This is a genomic window from Streptomyces davaonensis JCM 4913, assembly GCF_000349325.1.
Classification (GTDB): domain Bacteria; phylum Actinomycetota; class Actinomycetes; order Streptomycetales; family Streptomycetaceae; genus Streptomyces; species Streptomyces davaonensis.
Window position 1 is genome coordinate 1776484 of sequence record NC_020504.1, and the last position, 17800, is coordinate 1794283.

Annotated in this window: 10 protein-coding genes and 2 pseudogenes; 5 read left to right on the plus strand and 7 right to left on the minus strand. The window is 68.3% G+C overall.

The window, feature by feature from the left end; genetic code table 11:
* Positions 1-15 precede the first annotated feature (15 nt).
* The 5 genes and pseudogenes from BN159_RS07905 to BN159_RS47860 form a co-directional block, all read left to right on the plus strand.
* Positions 16-1110 carry a sugar kinase gene (locus BN159_RS07905; RefSeq protein ID WP_041820987.1) on the plus strand — a complete coding sequence of 365 codons (1095 nt, stop codon included), beginning with the start codon at positions 16-18 and terminating at the stop codon, positions 1108-1110.
* A 60-nt stretch (positions 1111-1170) separates the two neighbouring features.
* Positions 1171-2184 carry an aldo/keto reductase gene (locus BN159_RS07910; RefSeq protein ID WP_041818945.1) on the plus strand — a complete coding sequence of 338 codons (1014 nt, stop codon included), beginning with the start codon at positions 1171-1173 and terminating at the stop codon, positions 2182-2184.
* A pseudogene (locus tag BN159_RS07915) lies at positions 2175-2901 on the plus strand (FadR/GntR family transcriptional regulator). Before BN159_RS07910 ends, BN159_RS07915 begins: the two are co-directional and overlap by 10 nt.
* A gap of 466 nt (positions 2902-3367) precedes the next feature.
* Complete coding sequence (locus tag BN159_RS07920) at positions 3368-4801, plus strand: glycoside hydrolase family 43 protein (RefSeq protein ID WP_015656410.1); 1434 nt, start codon at positions 3368-3370, stop codon at positions 4799-4801.
* A gap of 36 nt (positions 4802-4837) precedes the next feature.
* Positions 4838-5078, plus strand: a pseudogene (locus BN159_RS47860) (transposase); the annotation flags it as partial.
* 296 nt (positions 5079-5374) lie between these two features.
* On the opposite strand, the gene BN159_RS07930 reads toward BN159_RS47860, so the two are convergent.
* The 7 genes from BN159_RS07930 to BN159_RS07960 all read right to left on the minus strand — a co-directional run bounded on the left by BN159_RS07930 (position 5375) and on the right by BN159_RS07960 (position 17750).
* Positions 5375-6748, minus strand: a complete 1374-nt coding sequence (locus BN159_RS07930) for a glycoside hydrolase family 43 protein (protein WP_015656411.1) — start codon at positions 6746-6748, stop codon at positions 5375-5377.
* Positions 6749-6800: 52 nt separating this feature from the next.
* Positions 6801-8864: an alpha-L-fucosidase gene (locus BN159_RS07935; RefSeq protein WP_015656412.1), complete on the minus strand. Its 2064-nt coding sequence runs from the start codon at positions 8862-8864 to the stop codon at positions 6801-6803.
* A 135-nt stretch (positions 8865-8999) separates the two neighbouring features.
* Complete coding sequence (locus BN159_RS07940; RefSeq protein WP_015656413.1) at positions 9000-10568, minus strand: alpha-L-arabinofuranosidase B; 1569 nt, start codon at positions 10566-10568, stop codon at positions 9000-9002.
* An 87-nt stretch (positions 10569-10655) separates the two neighbouring features.
* Positions 10656-12083 carry a glycoside hydrolase family 43 protein gene (locus BN159_RS07945; RefSeq protein ID WP_015656414.1) on the minus strand — a complete coding sequence of 476 codons (1428 nt, stop codon included), beginning with the start codon at positions 12081-12083 and terminating at the stop codon, positions 10656-10658.
* A gap of 59 nt (positions 12084-12142) precedes the next feature.
* Entirely contained in the window at positions 12143-14443 is a 2301-nt protein-coding gene (locus BN159_RS07950) for a beta-L-arabinofuranosidase domain-containing protein (protein WP_041818949.1), read from the minus strand.
* A gap of 232 nt (positions 14444-14675) precedes the next feature.
* Entirely contained in the window at positions 14676-16727 is a 2052-nt protein-coding gene (locus tag BN159_RS07955) for a family 43 glycosylhydrolase (RefSeq protein WP_015656416.1), read from the minus strand.
* A gap of 237 nt (positions 16728-16964) precedes the next feature.
* On the minus strand, positions 16965-17750 hold the full coding sequence (locus tag BN159_RS07960) for a FadR/GntR family transcriptional regulator (protein ID WP_041820990.1): 786 nt from the start codon (positions 17748-17750) through the stop codon (positions 16965-16967).
* Positions 17751-17800 lie beyond the last annotated feature (50 nt).

A 17800-nucleotide genomic window follows, 5' to 3' on the forward strand; every position in this document is an offset into this window, starting at 1 on the left:
GCTCGGGAGCGCGAGGTGACCGACTTGGTGGCACTCGGCGAGGTGATGCTCCGCTTCGATCCGGGCGAGGGCCGGATCCGCACCGCGCGCACCTTCCAGGTCTGGGAGGGCGGTGGCGAGTACAACGTCGTACGCGGACTGCGGCGCTGCTTCGGCCTGCGCACGGCCGTCGTAACCTCCCTGGCCGACAACCAGGTGGGGCGGCTGGCCGAGGACCTGATCCTGCAGGGCGGCGTGGACACCTCGCTGATCCGCTGGGTGCCGGCGGACGGTATCGGCCGCACCACGCGCAACGGTCTGAACTTCGTCGAGCGCGGCTTCGGCATCCGGGGCGCGCTGGGTGTCAGCGACCGTGCGGGCACGGCCGTCTCGCAGTTACGCAAGGGAGATGTGGACTGGGACGCGCTCTTCTCCTCGGGGCCGCGTTGGTTCCACACCGGTGGGATCTTCGCCGGACTGTCGGACACCACCGTCGACGTCGCCGATGAGGCCATGGCGGCAGCGCGGCGCCACGGCGTGACGGTGTCCTACGACCCCAACTACCGCCCGAGTCTGTGGCAGGGCCGGGGCGGCGCGGAGCGGGCGCGCGAGGTCGACCTGCGGCTCGCCCGGCACGCCGACGTCGTCGTGGGCGCCTTGGGACTGGCAGGTCCATACCCGGGGGCGCTGCGCATCGCGGCGGACGAGGTGCACGGCGCCCTCGCCTCCGTGGCCGGACTCCTGCCTCAGGCCGCAGTGCTCGCGACGACCCTGCGCGAGGTGCTCTCGGCCGGGATCAACGACTGGTCCTCGGCCGCCTGGTCGGCCCGCACCGGGTTCGTCCGCGGCCCGGAGATGTCCGGCGTGCCCGTCCTGGACCGCATCGGCTCGGGTGACGGCTTCGCGGCCGGAGTGATCTACGGACTGCTGAAGGTCGGCGTTGACGAGTCCGCACCGGAGTCTCCTGACCGGCCGTTGGCGCACCTCGACGCCGCCGCACTGCAGCGTGCCCTGGCCTACGGGACCGCGCACGGCGCGCTGGTCATGACCACCCCGGGCGATGTGTCCATGGCCTCGCTCGCCGAGGTCGAGGCCCTGATCGCAGGCGGCTCGGCCGCCGTCAGAAGGTGACGGATCCATGGGCGCGCACGCCGTCCCCGCTCCCCAGGAGAACAGTTGGCACATCACAGCATGCGGCGCCAGAAGATAGGCAGCACGGATGCCGGGATCACCGAGCTCGGCTTCGGGGCGTCCGTCATCGGCAACCTCTACCGAGTCACTCCGGCGCACGAGGCGCAGGCTGCGGTCGAGGCGGCTTGGCAGGCGGGCATACGGTACTTCGACACCGCACCGCACTACGGTCTGGGGCTCACCGAGCGGCGCCTGGGCGCGGCTCTGCGCGAGCACCCGCGGGACAGCTATGTCGTCTCCTCCAAGGTCGGCCGCCTCCTCGTCCCCAACGAACGCCCGCGCGGCACCGACAACGAGGGCTTCGCCGTACCGGACGACCTGCGCAGACAGTGGGACTTCAGCCGCGACGGAGTCCTGCGGTCCATCGACGACACCCTCGCCCGCACGGGCTTCGACCGTCTCGACATCGTCTACCTGCACGACCCCGACGACCACTGGCGGCAGGCCGCCGAGGAGGCCATGCCCGCCCTGGCAGAGCTGCGCGACCAGGGGGTGATCGGTGCGATCGGCGCCGGCATGAACCAGTCGGCCATGCTCGCCCGTTTCCTGCGCGAGACGCCGGCCGACGTGGTCATGCTCGCCGGGCGCTACACCCTCCTCGACCAGTCGGCCTTGGACGACGTCCTGCCCGCCGCGCAGGAATGCGGCAAGAGCGTGGTGGCGGTCGGCGTCTTCAACTCCGGTCTCCTCTCGCGCGAGTGGCCCGCCGAGGGTATGACGTACGACTACCAGGAGGCTCCGCCGGCGATGGTCAGCCGCGCCCGGGCGATCGCCGAGGTCTGCGCCGCGCACGGCACGACGTTGCCCGCGGCCGCGATCGCCTTCCCGTTCACCCATCCCAGTACCATCAACGTCACCCTCGGGATGCGGACCGCGGACCAGGTCGTACGGAATGTGGCGCTCCGGCGGCAGCGGATCCCCGACGGTCTGTGGAGCGAACTCCGCGCCCGGGATCTCATCAGGTCAGACGTGCCCGCGGTGGACGGGCCCGGAAGGAGCGCGCGATGTCGCTGACGGACAAGGCCATTGCGCAGATCCGGGAGCTGATCCGCAGCGGGGCGCTGCCGCCGGGCTCGAAGCTCCCGCCGGAGCAGGAACTGGCCGCCCAGCTGGGCCTGTCCCGCAACCTCGCCCGGGAAGCGGTCAAGTCGCTGGCCGTCGCCCGGGTTCTGGAGGTCCGGCGGGGCGACGGCACGTACGTGACCAGCCTGCAGCCGAGCCTCCTTCTGGAGGGGCTCGGTGGTGCGGTGGAGCTGCTGCAGGGCGACTCCGGCGCCCCTGCAGGACCTCATGGAGGTACGACGGCTCCTGGAACCCGTCGCCACCGCACTGGCCGCCACCCGGATCTCCGACGACCAACTGGCGGAGATCGAGCGGCACCTGGACGCCATGCGCGAAGCGCGTGAGGACGTGGAGCGGCTCAACGCGCACGACGCGGCCTTTCACCGTGCCGTCGTCGAGGCCACCGGCAACGAAACCCTCCTCACCGTCCTGGAAGGGATCTCGGGCCGAACCCTGCGCGCCCGCATCTGGCGCGGCCTCGTCGACACCCGGGTCTCGGACCGAACCCTCGCCGAGCACGAGGCGATCTTCCGGGCGCTTTCCGTGCGCGACGCCGCCCTCAGCCAGGCCGCCGCGCTGCTGCACGTCAGTAACACGGAACAGTGGCTCAAAGAACACTTGCGTTCCGGAGAAGCTCTCCCTTGGGGCATGACAACCTCGGGCGGCTGACACCCTGGCTGCCCTCACTCGCTATGTCTGGGCTGCTCCGGCATCAGTGCATGGCGGTGCGTCGCCTGCGCGACCGGACCATCTCGGACCCCACTGGACAACTGCTGCCAGAGGTATTGACGCTTCGCTCTTCCCGCACTTAGCTACTGCCCGAGCTTACGAACGTCGTTCGATATATCGGACCACCTATCTGAGTGGACAGGCAGTTGGCTCCGGGATGGACACCCGGCGATACCGATCTCGCCGTTCTCCGAAGGCCGCTGGGCCCGAACTGGAGAGAAGCAAGGGCCGCAAGAGTCGCAGAGCGTCTCACCACGCACGCTCGAACTGCCCCATGGGAGCAACACCGTTACCCGGATCCGGCGGCCTCTCTCGTGTCCTGCGTCGGCCGGCCCTTACCGCCGGCACCGAGATCGAGTGTCCGCGACACCCCGATTTGACCTCTGCGAAACGACAGGAGACGTACATGTCCGCCCTTCGGGTGAGGCTGGCTTTGATGCTGCTCACCACCTGCCTGCTGCTCACATCCCAGACCTCGCTCACACCGGACCGGGCGGCAGCCGCCGAACCGGGCTACCTGATGGCGCACTTCACCGGGGAGGGAGCGGCCAATCAGCAGATCTACTTCTCGTACAGCGCCGACGGCCTCCGCTGGAATGACCTCAACGGCGGCGGCGCGACCCTGCGTTCGACGGTCGGCACGCGTGGGGTGCGCGACCCCGCACTGGTCCGCTCCCCGGACGGGAACAAGTACTGGATCATCGCGACCGACCTGTGCATCGCCTGCGGACAGAACTGGGATGCCTCTATCAACAACGGCAGCCGCAGCCTCGTGGTGTGGGAGTCGACGGACCTGGTCACCTGGTCCGATCCGTGGCTGCTCAACGTCGCCGAGGCGATCCCTGACGGGCGCAACGCCTGGGCTCCGGAGGCGATCTGGAACCCCGAGACCAACGACTACGTCCTGTACTGGGCCACGAACAAACCTCTCGACGGCAAGACGAAACACCGCATCTACTACGCCCGCACCAGCGACTTCCGCACCATCACCACCCCGCAGCTCTACATCGATCGCCCCGGCAGCCAGGAAATCATCGACACCCAGATCGTCGAGCTGCCGGCCGGCGTCGGCAACTTCCGCTACATACGCGCCTCCGGTGACGGCCAGATCACCCTTGAGGGCAGCAACTCGATCCTCGGGACGTGGACGGACCTCGGCAACCTCGCCGGCATCGGCCTGACCGGCGCCCAGGTCGAGGGGCCGATGTGGATGAAGTCCCGGGATCGCAATGAGTGGAGCCTGTACCTGGACCAGTACGCCGCCGGCCGCGGATACATGCCGGTCATGACGACCGACCCGCCCGCCTCCGGCACCTACCGGCTCCCGGCCTCGGGAAGCTACAACATGGGCGGCACGAAGAAGCGCCACGGTTCGATCCTGGCGTTGACGGCCGCCGAGGAGAGCCGTGTCCTCGCCCGCTGGCCCAACACCCAGGCCAAGCGGCTCCAGTCGTACAACTTCCAGGACCGGTACGTGCGGCACGCCGACTTCGACGTGCGTATCGACCCCGCGGTCAGCCCGGCCGAGGACGCTCGATTCCGGCCCCGGCCCGGCCTGGTGGGTACCGGCACGGTCTCCTTCGAGTCGGTGAACTTCCCCGGCTACTTCCTGCGCCACGCGAACTACGACTTCCAACTCGTACGCAACGACGGCACCACCCAATTCGCCGCAGACGCCACCTTCCGCCAAGTCCCCGGCCTCGCCGACGCGTCCTGGTCGTCGTACCAGTCCTACAACCACCCCGACCTCTACATCCGCCATTACGCGTATCAGCTGCGCCTCGACCCGATCACCACCGCGACCGGCCGCAGCGACGCCACCTTCCGCACAACGAGCTGACCCGACACCACAGCCATGGCTTCTCACTTGCCAGCGCTCTGGCCGCAGACCGGCGTCCAGTTCTGCGTGGTGCACATGGTCCGCAACTCGCTGCGGTTCGCCTCCCGCGGCCAAGGCCCGGTTCGCCGAGTTCCTGAAGGTCCCGCCCGGCGTCCGCAAGATCGTCTACACCACGAACATGATCGAGTCACTGAACTCCCGCTTCCGGCAGACCGGGCGGCGACGTGGGCACTTCCCCACGGAGGACGCTGCCCTGAAAGTCCTCTACCTTGCCATCCACATGTTCACCAAGCTCAGCGCGGAAGCGGCCGACCCGGACCAGGGCGTGTCTCGGTTTCCGTGTAGGTCGGCCACGAAACGCATCATCGCGAGGGCCTTCAGGACCGTGGTCAGCACTCCCGCCGTCGAGCCGAAGAGGTGCCGGCGACGGCAGCGATCTTCGCCAGAGGCGAGATCACCCCTCACGGAGCAGCGGCTGCGCGACCACCTGAATGCGGACCAGAACGGCTCGGCCGCCGGCTGCCGCCCCGAGCGGGCTCGTCACTGGCCGACAAGGGCCCACTCCTTGGTCTCTCAGTAGCCCAGGGAGAACGTGGCGTCGGCCCGGCCCACCGCGGTGGTGATCGGGTCGATGCGCAGCGCGTAGTCGTAGTGCCGGATGTAGCGGTCGGGGTGGCTGTGGGAGCGGAACGACGTCCAGGACGCGTCAGCGAGCCCGGCGGTCCGGTGGAAGGTGGCGTCCTGGGCGAAGCGCGTGGTGCCGTCGTTCACGTCGAGACGCAGCTGGTAGTACGAGTGCCGCAAGTAGCGGGTCGGGAAGTTGACGGACTGGAAGGAGACGCCCGAGGCGTCCGCGAGGCCCGGCGCCAGCTTCCACTGCGAGTCGGTGTACGGATCGAAGGGGTACGGGTCGATGCGGCCGAGGTAGTCGGCGTGCCGCCAGAACCTGTCGGGGAAGTTGTAGGACTTCAGCCGGTTCCAGGCGGGCTTGCCCCACTGGGCGACCATGCCGTCGTACACGGCTTGCGAGATCGGCTGGATGCCCGCGTGCTTGGAGTTCAGCGGCTGGGTGTACACGCGCCGGTCGGTGGCGGTCCAGGTGCCGGTGGACAGGTCGTCGGTCTGCCACGCGTAGAAGATCGCGTTGGCGTCGCCCCACAGGAACCAGGTGCCGTCGGCCTGGGCGAGGATCGGTGCCTCGATGCCTCCCTGCGGCGCCAGTCCCGAGGTGAAGACGGTGAAACTGCCGGGTTCGAGGGAGGCGGACCTGGCCCCGACGAGGCTGTTGCGGGCCTTGAAGTAGAGGTAGTTGACGCCGCCCACGTTCATGGCCAGGGAGCCGTCGATCACGTCATAGCCCGGATCGAAGAAGACTTGGGGCGATGTCACAGTCCTGAAATCCGTGGTGTAGTTCACCATGATCACGTTGTGGCCGCTGCTGTTGACCGCGGAGTAGATCACGGCGTACTGGCCGCGGGAAGCGTCCCAGAACGCTTCGGGCGCCCAGCTGTGCGTATCCATCTCGTGCAGCTTCAGCAGGCGGTAGTTGTCGAAGGAGCGCAGGTCGGCGGAGTCCCATACGTGGATGACCTGACTCTTCTTCGTCCAGTCGGTGCCCTTCAGGTCTGTCGCGAGGACGACGAAGGTGCCGTCCTGCTTGCGCAGGATGAAGGGGTCGCGCAGCCCGCCGTCACCGCCGGTGGGGGTGACGACGGGCTGGTTCTGGTTGAGCGGCATCCACTGCAGCGCGTCGGTGCTGACTGCCAGGTGCAGGCCGTAACTCGTACCGAGGCCTCGCCGCGACTCGGTGAAATACGCCATGACGTACGGGGAGCCCGCAGCGGCCCTCGCCGACCGACCGGCGGTCAGCACACCGGTCATGGCCAGGGGCACGGTTGCCGCCATGCCGAGGAACAGCCGACGCGAGGGAAGGTTGGGTGTGCTCATCTCATGTCTCCAAACCGAGGGAAAGGGTCGGGCACGAACCGGGTGGCGCAGGTCAGGTGACTGAGCTGAACGTCCATAGCAGGTTGGTGCTCTGCTGCCACGTCCACTGTTTGGTCACGGACCCTGAGGCGACTCTTCCGCCGCCGTCGAGGACCAGTCCCGTACTGCGGTTGGCGATCGAGTACCGGCCCCGGCCGCGGTCGGAGATCCGCCACTGTTGGGTATCGCTGCCGTCCCAGGCCTTCTGGCGGGCAGGCTCACCGTTGGCGGTGGAACCCCAGCCGTCGGCGACCATGCCGTTGGTGCGGTTGACGAGCTTGTAGTAGCCGTTGCCGAGTTCGATCGCCTGCCACTGGAGATTGAAGCTGGAGCCCGGCTGCCACTGCTTCAGGTTCGAACCGCCAGCGACATCGCCGCCGCAGTCCAGCACCAAGCGGCTGGTGACATTGGTCAGGCTGAAGTACCTGTCGGGCCTGAACAGCACTTTCAGTGATCTGATCGCGTCGTTGTTGCCACTCGCCACGAGGTCGGGAGCGTTCGAGGTGAACGTCCACGCGGTGCCGGTGAAGTCGTCGCCGGAGTAGCCCGTCACCTGGTAGCCGTCGGGTACCACGACGGACGAGGCCATGGCGGGCGCCAGGCCGGCGGACGTCAGCTCGGCGGACGTGTAGCTGCCCAGCGGCAGAATGGCGCTGGCGCCTTGGTAGTTGACGTTCTCGAACACCGACGCCGACGCGGAGACCCCGATGGGCATGCCCTGGACCTCCACGCACACCACGGAGACTTCGGCGTTCGGCGCAGTGGCCGGAACGGTGACATCGATGGCGCCGCCGCTGGTCGTGTACGAGAGCGAGATCGAGGGATTGTTCAGCAGATAGACGCGCCCGATCGTGTTGTCGAGCGCCGGGATCCGCAGCCGGCCGTTCGTGGGCCAGGTGAAGACATGGGCGAAGAGTTTGCCGCTCTTCTTGGTGACCCTCCCCCACCCAGGTTCGAACGCGAGCGGGCTGCCGCTGGTCCCGTGAATGCTGTCGCTGTACGTCGACATCCACGAAGCCAGACCGTTCAGTACGGTCTCCGTTCCGGCAGTGACCAGGCCCTCGCCCGTGGGACCGATGTTCAACAGGTAGTTGCCGTCCCGGGAGACGACCGTGACGAGTTCCCTGACGAGGTCCTTCACGGAGCGGTAGCGGGTCTCGTAGCCCGCGTTGTAGCCCCAGGAGCCGTTCATGGTGGCGCACTTCTCCCACTGCCGGTCCATCGGCGTGGCGGGCACCCCGAACTCCGCGACCGCGTAGTCGCCGAGCCCGAGGTCACGCTTGACCCGTTCGTTGACGATGAGGCCGGGCTTACGGGCGATCAGCCAGTTGTAGAGGTCGACGCCGTCCGCCTTCAGCCACCAGTCCGCCAGGGTGGGTTCGGCGGGCTCGCCGGACCAGTCGCCGTCGAACCACAGCAGAGCCGGGTCGTAGCGGTCGAGCAGTTCCTGGAGCTGCGCCTTCATGTCGGCGATGTAGGCGGTGCGGGCGGCCTGCGAGGACATCGTGGTGAGACCGCCCTGGTGACGGTCGGTCTGCGACGGATGGTTCCAGTCGAGGATCGAGTAGTACAGGCAGAACTTGATCCCGCGGCTCTCGCACTCCGTCTTGAGGCCGCCGAGCACATCGGTCGGAAAGCCGCTGTAGTCGTGCAGGTTGTACCGCTTGGTGCCCGTGGTGTCGGTGAAGCTCGGCACGTCGGAGTCCCACATGGCGTAGCCCTCGTGGTGCTTGGCGGTGATCACGAGGTACTTCATGCCGGCGTTCTTGGCCAGTTCCGCGATGGCTGCCGGGTTGAACCCGCTCGGGTTGAAGTTCTGGCTGACCTGCGTCTGATAGTTCGCCTTGCTCCACCGCTCTTGGCTCATCACCCACTCGCCGCGGCTGAGGTAGGAGTAGGACCCGAAGTGGATGAACATCCCGAACCGGGCCTCGTACCACCAGTTCATCTTCGAGGGGATGGTGTACGCCTCGGCGGGGGAAGGCCACAGGGCCTGCGGCAGGCCGCAGGCTGCCGCTCCTCCGGCGAGGGCCACGGCCTTCATCATGGTGCGTCTGCTGGGCGAGGTGGAGGACATGGTGCGGCTCCTTGGGTCGAGAGGGCGCAGGGTGTGCCGGGAGCTGTACGACGCCAGGAGGCGAGGAGAGTCGGACAAATGGCGTCACGGACCTGCGGGCGGCCCGGGCCGGGCCGCCCGCAGGTGCGGTCCTCGTCAGCTCAAGGGAGCCGCGGTGAGCCAGCTGGTGTCCTGGGCCCAGGCGGTCGTGGAGTCCCAGGCGTTGGAGCCGCCGTTGGAGGCGATGTAGGCCGCGTAGTTGTAGTGGCGGACGTATTTCGTCGGGTAGTTCACGGACTTGAAGGAGGTGCCGGTCCCGCTGTTGCCGGCCGTGGGACAGAAGGTCGCGTCCTGCGTGAACGCGCCACCGCCGTTGTCGGTGTTCACGGAGAGCCGGAAGTTGTAATGGCGCAGGAACTGGCCGGGGCGGCCGGCGGACTCGAAGGACAGGCATGAGGTGTTGGCCAGACCGGCCCGGACGATCCACGTGGCATCGGCTTTGTCGGCCGACGGGCTGGAGGAGTTGACGACGGAGATGCCGACCGTGCTGTCGGCGGCGTTGCGGCGCAGGTAGTGCGAGGTGCAGCAGGGAGCGGTGGTGGCCTTCAGGGAGACGCGCGCGCCTGGGGTGAGCGCGCCGGTGCCGGTCGTGGCGTTGCTGTAGCCGGCGGCGGTGATGTTCGCCTGTACGGCGCTCTCGGTGGCATCGGAGGGATAGCCCGCGGTCATGACTCCTTCGTAGAAGGTGCCGGCGCTGCTGTTGCTGTTGTCGCCGCCGATACCGAGGATGATCGCGCCTTGCTTCTTCATCGGGTTGTAGCCCGCGACGTTGGGGCGAGGGCCGCTGTAGTACGTGGACAGCCCGCCCGACTGGGCGTTGCCGCCTCGGGTGGCCCACTGGTTCGGGCCGCCCTTGAGCATCGCGGTCACGAACCGGTGGTTCACGGACGGGGTGTTGGGGTTGTAGCCGCGGTTCACGCCGGAGAACAGGCCGTTCTCCAGGTCGGCCATGACCCAGGGGCCGCTGCCGGTGCCGTAGCCCCAGTACTTGCTGTCGCCGAAGTAGATGGCCTCCATGGTGCCGTTGCCGTCGTTGTTGCCACTCGTCTCGGCGTTGCCGTAGTCGAAGCAGCAGCCGGCGTTGTAGTGCGTGCCGTCGAAGATCGCGTACATACCCTCGGGCTGGTCGCCGGTGGCGATGCCGTTGGTGTTGTTGTTGCGGTAGCCGGTGCCGGGGGCCACATACACGCCGTACGCCTTGTGGCCCGCGACCGTGATCGGCGCCTCGAAGGCGTTGGCCAGGTTGTCGCTGCCGCCCGGGCCCGGACCGGGGAACTGGCCCTTGGGCGCCCGGGCGAGCTTGTTTCCCTTGCCGGACTGGTCGTAGATGACGCTGATGAGGCAGCTGGTGTTCGCGCAGAAGGAGTCCTGCGCGGCCGCGTCCGCGTATCCGCCCGCGCTGAGCAGGCCGATGTCCTTGGTTGCGCTGTCGGAGGCGCGGATCACCTGGTACAGCGGACCGCTGTACGTCCCGTACAGGGCACGGGTGGTGCTGTGCGCGGCGACACAGGGGGTACCGCCCGCCGCATAGATGTCGCACGGGCCCTGGGTGGCGGCATGCGAGGGACTCGCCGTGGCGGTGAGCAGCCCGCCGATGAACGCGCCTGCGGCGACCGCCGCGAGGAAGGCGCGTAACGCACGACGGATCAGTGGCGGCTCGGCCATGAAGAACTCCTTCTTCGGTGGTGGGGGGTGAACTGGACAGCCGGGGCAGGGGTTGAGCGGTCCTCCCCTGCCGCCGACGTCAGCGGGTCAGTTGCTCACACGGAAGGTGGCGTCGCTGCGGCCGGTCGCCGTGGTGATCGGGTCGAGGCGCAGCTGGTACGCGTAGTGACGGATGTATCGGCCGGGGTGGTTGTATGACTCGAAGGACGACCAGGACGCGTCGGCTAGGCCCGGAACCTGCCGGAAGGTGGCATCCGCCGCAAATTGGGCGGTGCCGTCCTTGCGGACCAGTTGGAAGTCGTAGTTCGCGTGCCGCAGGTAGTAGCCGGGGAAGTTCACCGACTCGAAGGAGACGGTGCCGCTGCCCACGAGCCCTGGCCTGGGCCGGAATTGGGCGTCCTCGGCGGGGCTGACGGCGGAGTCGATGCGCACGTCGAAGCTGGCGTGCCGCACGTACCGGTCCTGGTAGTTGTACGACTGGAGCCGCTTGGCCGGGGTGTTGGGCCAGCGGGCGAGGACACGGCTCTCCTCGGCGGCCGTGAGCGTCATGATCGCGCCATGGCGCTTCGCGGTGCCGCCCATGTCGTAGCTCTCCGGCGGCAGGATCCGGTAGTCGGCGACCGTGAACGGGTCGGTCGTCAGGATCGGCCGGTACTCGCGTACGCCTTGCGGGCTGTTGTGGTCGATGTAGAGCGCCCACTCGTCGCGGTCCCTGAACTTCATCCACACCGGGCCTTCGACCACATTCCCGGTGAGGCCCAGACTGGAGAGGGTGCCGAGGTCGGTCCAGGTCCCCAGGATCGAGTTGCTGCCCTCGACCGAGTTCCGGCCGTCGCCGGAGATCCGTATGTAGCGGTAGTTCCCGGCTCCGGCGGGCACCTCGGTCATCTGGGTGTCGACGACCGGTGTGGTGCCGGGCGGGTCGATCCAGATCTGGGGCGTGGTGATCGTGCGGAAGTCCGTGGTGCGGGTGTAGTAGATGCGGTACTTGAGGATGCCGTTCACGGTGGCGTTCGTGGCCCAGTACAGGACGTAGTCGTTGGTCTCGGGGTTCCAGATCGCCTCCGGGGCCCAGGCGTTGCGCCCGCCCGGGATCGCTCCCGCGACGTTGAGTAGCCGCGGCGCGGACCAGTTGACCAGGTCCGTGGACTCCCACACCACGAAGCTGGGACTGCCGTTTTCGTACGTGGAGCCGCAGCGGACGCACAGATCCGTCGCGATGATCCAGTAGCGGCTTCCGTCGGGCGAGCGGACCAGTGCGGGGTCGCGCACCCCCTTCGTGCCGATGGTGGAGCGCAGGACCGGTGCTCCGCCGTTGAGGTCGTTCCAGTGCAGGCCGTCCGTGCTGTGCGCGAGGTACAGCTGCTGGCCGGTCGCCGAGTCGCCGGTGAAGTGCACCATGAGATAGCCGGGTTCGGCGGCCTCGGCTCGCTGGTGCGTGCCGAGGGCTTGGGTGGTGAGGAGCAGACCGACGGCGACGAGAATCGCCGCCAGTCGGCGCAGGACCGCGGACATGAGCATCTCCTGTGTTTCTGCGGGTGGGTGCGGAGTGCTGTGCAGGTCTGAAGGCCGTGCTAGTTCCGTACGATGCGCCACCGGTTGTCGGCCGTGCCGTCGTCCGGGGCCTGCACCGCGAACGCGCCGACGGCGGTGGAGTCGTCCGCGATGGCGAGCAGCTTGCCGCTGTGCACATTGCGGATCTTGTAGGTTCCGTCGCCCTGTTCCAGGAGCGTCCACCGGTGGTCGGCGGTGCCGTTGTCCGACCACTGCAGGACGGTCGCACCGTCGGCTGTGGACATGTCCAGGACGCCGAGGACCTTGCCGCTGTGGGCGTTGCGGAAGCGGACCGCGTTGCCGTCCGCGACCAGGTCCCAGTCGTGGTCGTCCGTGCCGGTGTCGCGCCACTGCAGGGCGCGGCCGCCGTTGGCGGTGGACATGTTCTGGATGCCGAGGACCAGGCCGCTGCCGACGTTGGCGAGCCGGACGGTGCCGCTCGTGTTCCAGTACACGGTGTAGTTGTGGCCGTGCGCCTCGTGGAACGGGCCGAGGGCGACGGTGGAACCGTCGGCGGTGGCGGTGAAGGCGAGCGTGCTGCTGCTTGTGCGTGTGATCGAGGAGGTCTTCAAGGCAGGGAGCGCACTGAGTGCGGTGTCCCCGTAGGTGCCGGACAGGACGACCGGACCGTAGGTGACCGCGGTCACGTTCGGGTTGTCGTCGGCCGCGCGCAGGATGATCCGCATGGGCAGGCGGACGGTGACCGTGTCGCCGGAGGACCACGCGCGGCTGAGGGTGGCGTAGCTGCCTGGAGTGGTGGCGACGGTTTGCGCGACGCCGTTGACGCTGATGGAGGCCCCGGTGGTCCAGCTCGGGATGCGGATACGCATCGCCCAGGTTCCGCCGGCGTTGCCGGTGACCTTCAGGGTCGTGGTGTCGCTGTTCGGGTACGAGGTGGTCTGGGTGACCGTGATGCCGCGCTCCGGCCAGGTGAGCACGGAAGGTACGAACAGGTTCACGATCAGCGTGTCGTCACGCCGGTAGTAGATCGAGTCCATCAGCCGGGTGTTCATCTCCAGGCCCGTGCCCTGGCAGCACCAGAAGGTGCCGTAGTCGGTGCTCCAGGTGCCCCCGCCCCACGCCGGGCCCACGCCGCGCCGGCCACCGGGATTGAGCGGGGTGAAGTAGGTGACGTGGCCGTGGTCGTCGGCCGGGTTCTGCTGGCCGATCATCTGGTTCAGCCACGCGCGCTCGTAGTAGTCGAAGAGCGCGGCCCGGTCCGGGTCCAGCTCGAACAACTCCCTGGTCAGGACGAGCATGTTGAAGGTGTTGCAGCTTTCGCACGTGTCCTTGTTCAGAAATCCGGCGATGGCGTGCGGGGCGCGGAAGTGCTCCGCCTGGCTGTTGCCGCCTATGGCGTACGTGTGCGAGTCGAGGGTGATGTTCCAGGCGTTGGTGGCGATGTCCCGGTAGCGGGTCGTGCCGGTGGCCTTGTACTCCCGGGCGGCCCCGATCCACTTGGGTACCTGGGTGTTGGCGTGCAGTCCGTTCAGCTTGTCCTGGTTCGCGGCGAGCGGGTCGAACACCGCGGCGTGGTCGAACCGCTGGGCGACCGCGAGCCACCGCGCGTCGCCGGTCCGCACATGGAGATCGGTCAGGACCGCGTTCATGCCGCCGAACTCGATGCGCAGCATGTTCTGCATCTGCTCGCTCGTCAGCCGGCCGGTGCGCCAGTCGACCCATCCGGCCAGGGCGAGCAGCACGTCACGGGCTTGCGTGCTGCCGATGTGGCGCCATACGTCCAGGAGGCCGGCGAGGGTCTTGTGGATGGTGTAGTACAGCACATCGCCTTTGGTGCCCTGCTCAAGAGCGGTGAAGTTGGCTTCGGGGTAGCCGGAGAGGTAGCCCGGGCTGAAACCGGCGGCGCTGTTGTTGGCCTGGCACTTGGCCAGCTCGGCGACCATGTAGGTCGCCTTGTCCCGGCAGGTGGTGTCCCCGGTCACGGCGTACAGCTGCGCCCATGCCGTGAGGAAATGCCCTTGGATATGGGTGCGGAAGGGGAAGTCCGGGGCGTCCCAACCGCCGTTGGCCGCCGCTCCATTGGTGGACAGCTTGTGGTTGGCGCGGAAGTTGTACAGCAGCCGGTCCACGTCGACGAACCGCAGGTAGTTCCCCGTACGGTTCTGGTTGTCCAGCCACCGGCCGGCGGTGAGCCGCACCTGCCCGAGCGCGAAGGGCTGTGCCAGGACGCCGGCCTCGGCGCTTGCGGCAGGCATGGCCGCTCGGGCGGGCGAAGCGCCGACGAAGGATCCGCCGGCAGAGGCCGCGGCGGTGGCCCCGGCTATTTGCAGGAGTTTCCGTCTGCTGACTGAGGAAGACATCGTGCACCTTTCGGAGACGAGCGGCTGCTTGTCGTGACGCGGTGGTGACGCGGTGCCGGTCGGTCACGCGGTGACGCGGTGACGCGGTGACGCGGTGACGCGGTGACGCGAGAGTGCCGACAGCGACATCGCTGGGCCGGGCCTCGGCGGTCGCGAGACCTCGGGCCTCACTGCGCAGAGCCCTTGGCGCGGGATCGGCGGATCAGGCAGGGGCGCGGCGGCCTCGTGCGTCCTAACCGGTGACGCGCTGGAACGTCCAGTGCTGGTTGGTGCTGCCCCGGTCGGCGTACTGGATCAGCGCGGCACCGTCGGCCGTACTGCCTCCGCTGACATCCAGCACCTTGCCGCTGTTGCGGTTGACCACGACGAACGCGCCACCGCTCAGCGGGCGCACCCGCCATTGCTGACTGGTGCGGCCGTCGGCGGTCGTCTGGACGACCCGTGCGCCGTCCGCCGTCGAGGAGCCGGCTACGTCGAGGACCTTCCCGCTGCGGACGCAGGTGATGGTGTGGTAGCCGTCCGCCGTGGACTGGAAGGTCCACTGCTGGTTCGCTCCGCCGGTGTCGCGCCACTGGATCAGGCCGGCGCCGTCCGCGACCGACGCACCGGAGACGTCGGCGACTTTGCCGCTGCGCACACTGACGCAGTGGTAGGCCCGGCTGGGGGCGACGGTGTACTGCACCGAGTCGATGTCGACGTAGCCGGTGTTGTTGGGGTTGTAGGTGTACAGGCCGATCCGGTCGCCGCGGTAGCCGCCCCAGGTGAGCTGGTAGGTGGCACCGACGTCGGTGAAGGTGCTCCCGTCGAGGCTGTAGGAGAAGCGGCTCACCCCGTTCAGGTCCCAAGTGGTGCGCAGCCACACGGCGTTCTGGGGGATGTCCGATCCGTAGGTCAGGGTGCCGCCGGCGTTGTGCGCGATGGTGGTGGTGCTCCCGGTGCGCTTCACTCCTAGTCCCGCATACGTCGCGGCGTAATGGCACAGCCCGGCGTGCTGACCGTCGGCGAGGCCCGCCAGGTCCAGGCGTACCGTCACGCTCGCGCCGCCGGCCGTGCGCAGTGCGCGCTGGGTGAGGGTGTTGCCCACCTTCATCAGGTTGTCGGCCGCCAGGGGGGCGAAGGCCTTCAAGCGCAGATGGCCGGGGCGCTCGGTCAACGACCAGTGATCCGCACGCGGTTGGTAGTACCACTCCCACTGCGGCTTGAGGCTGCTCGCGGTGAACAGGTCGCTGGCCACCACCGGCGGCAGCGCGTCGAGGGGCAGTCCGGGGGTGCCGCCGGCGGGCACCTTGCCCGACCACGTCATGGTGCCGACGCCGTCCGTGCCCACGGCGCCCAGGATCGGCCAGCCGTCCACCCAGGTGACCGGCAGCAGGGACAGCACGCGCCCCTCCCAGCGGCCATGGCCGTGATGGGTCACGAAGTACCACGCGCCGTCCGGCGTCTGCACCAGACCGCCCTGGTTGGGCTCGCGGTCCGCCGAGGAGTTGACGTGCAGCAACTGCCGTGTCTCGAACGGCCCGTAGAGGCTGGTGCCGCGGTTCATCATGAGCACGCGGCCCTCGGACTTCACCTCGCTGAACAGGTGGTAGTAGACACCGTCGATCTTGTAGAGCTTGCTGGCCTCGCTGCCCGACGACTGGTGGATGACCGTGGACGGGCCGACCAGTGACTTGCCGTCCTCGGACAGCTTGAACAGGTGGATCTTGTAGCCGTCCGAGAAGTGCGTGGTGACCAGGTAGCCCTGGCCGTCGTCGTCCCAGAACGGGCATACATCGTTCCAGCCTGAGGTCCGCCACACCGAGTGCAGCGGCTCCCACGGCCCGGTCGGCGACGGGGCCGAGGTCATGAAAAAGCCCTCGTCGGGCGTGTTGAAGTACACCCAGTAGCGGCCCGCGTGGTGGCGGATGGATCCGGCCCACACCCCGCGGCCGTAGCGGTTCATCCGGTCCCAGTTCAGCTCCGGGCCGATACGGGTGACATCGCCGACCGAGCCGCCGAGCGTACGCCAGTTGACCAGGTCTTTCGAGTGCAGGACCGCCATGCCGGGCGAGTAGCCGAAGGTGCTGGTGATGCCGTAGTAGTCGGCTCCGACCCGGATGCAGTCCCAGTCACTGAGGTCGCCCGGCACGATCGGGTTGACGTAGGTGCCGTCGCCCTGATCGCCCCAGGTGCCGTCCCAGGGTGCGGCCGCCGCTGCCCGGGCTGGGGGCAGTAGGCCCGTCAGCATGAGGGCCCCGGCGCCGGCTGCGGTCAGCCGGCCGAGCTGTCGTCTGGTGATGTCCACGGTTCGTCCTCCGTCAGACGTTTTGCGCAGGCACGTGCATCGGGAACGCGTGAGGTGGTGAGCGCGGGGTTCCGGCGGCCTGCGGAACCGACCTCACACTCCGAGTGTCCGAGATTTCGAATGACTGTCGAAACGTCGGACACGACGGTGCCGAACGTAGGCGGCGCCTTGTGTGGAAGTCAACGCCCGTGACAGCTTTCGACCGAAGTCCCGTACCGCGTACGGGATATCGAACCGTCAGCGCTGGCCGAATACGCGCCGCTGGATCTCGCGCCGGTAGTCCTCCAGGGTCCGGTCCAGGTGCACCGCGGTGGCCTGAGCAGCTTCCTCGGGCCGGCCGTCACGGATGGCCCGGTAGATCGTCTCGTGCTCCTCGACCGCCGACTCGGCGTTCTCGCCGAGCGTGTCGTGGATGCCAATAGCGCTGGACTGGCGCTGCAGCCGCCGCGCGTCGCGTACGGCGCTGACCAGGAACGCGTTGTGCGAGGCCACCGAGACAGCCGCGTGGAAGTCGTCGTCCGCCCGGTTGAACACGTCGACCGCACCGTGGACGAACCCGTGCCGGCACTGCTCCACCGCCACCTCGATGGTACGCAGTTCGGCGGGGGTGGCACGGGTGGCCGCCAGGCTGCTGGCGGACATCTCCTGCACCCGGCGGAACTCGAACAGCATCAGCACATGATCGATGTCGACAGGCCGGAAGAAGCCTCCCCAGCGGCTCGTGATGAGCATGCCTTCGTCGTCCGCGACGAACAGCCCCCGCCCCTTGTGGGCCCGTACGCGGCCCAGCGCCGAGAGAATCTTCACGGCCTCGCGCACCACCGCCCTGCTCGTTCCCAGCATCTGCGCCAGGTCGACCTCGGTGGGCAGCCGGTCGCCCGCCACCAGCCGCTGCGCGGCGATGAATTCAAGGATCCGCTCCGCCACGATCTCGTATCCGGGCCGGTAGCCGCGCTCCTCGCCGTTCTCGGCGAGTGCAGTAGGCAGGATCCCAGCCGGCAACGCCGCCTCGAGCTCTGACATGTCGTCCATCTGCACTTCCTCCCGGAGGGCGGCGGCGTACGCGGCTGACC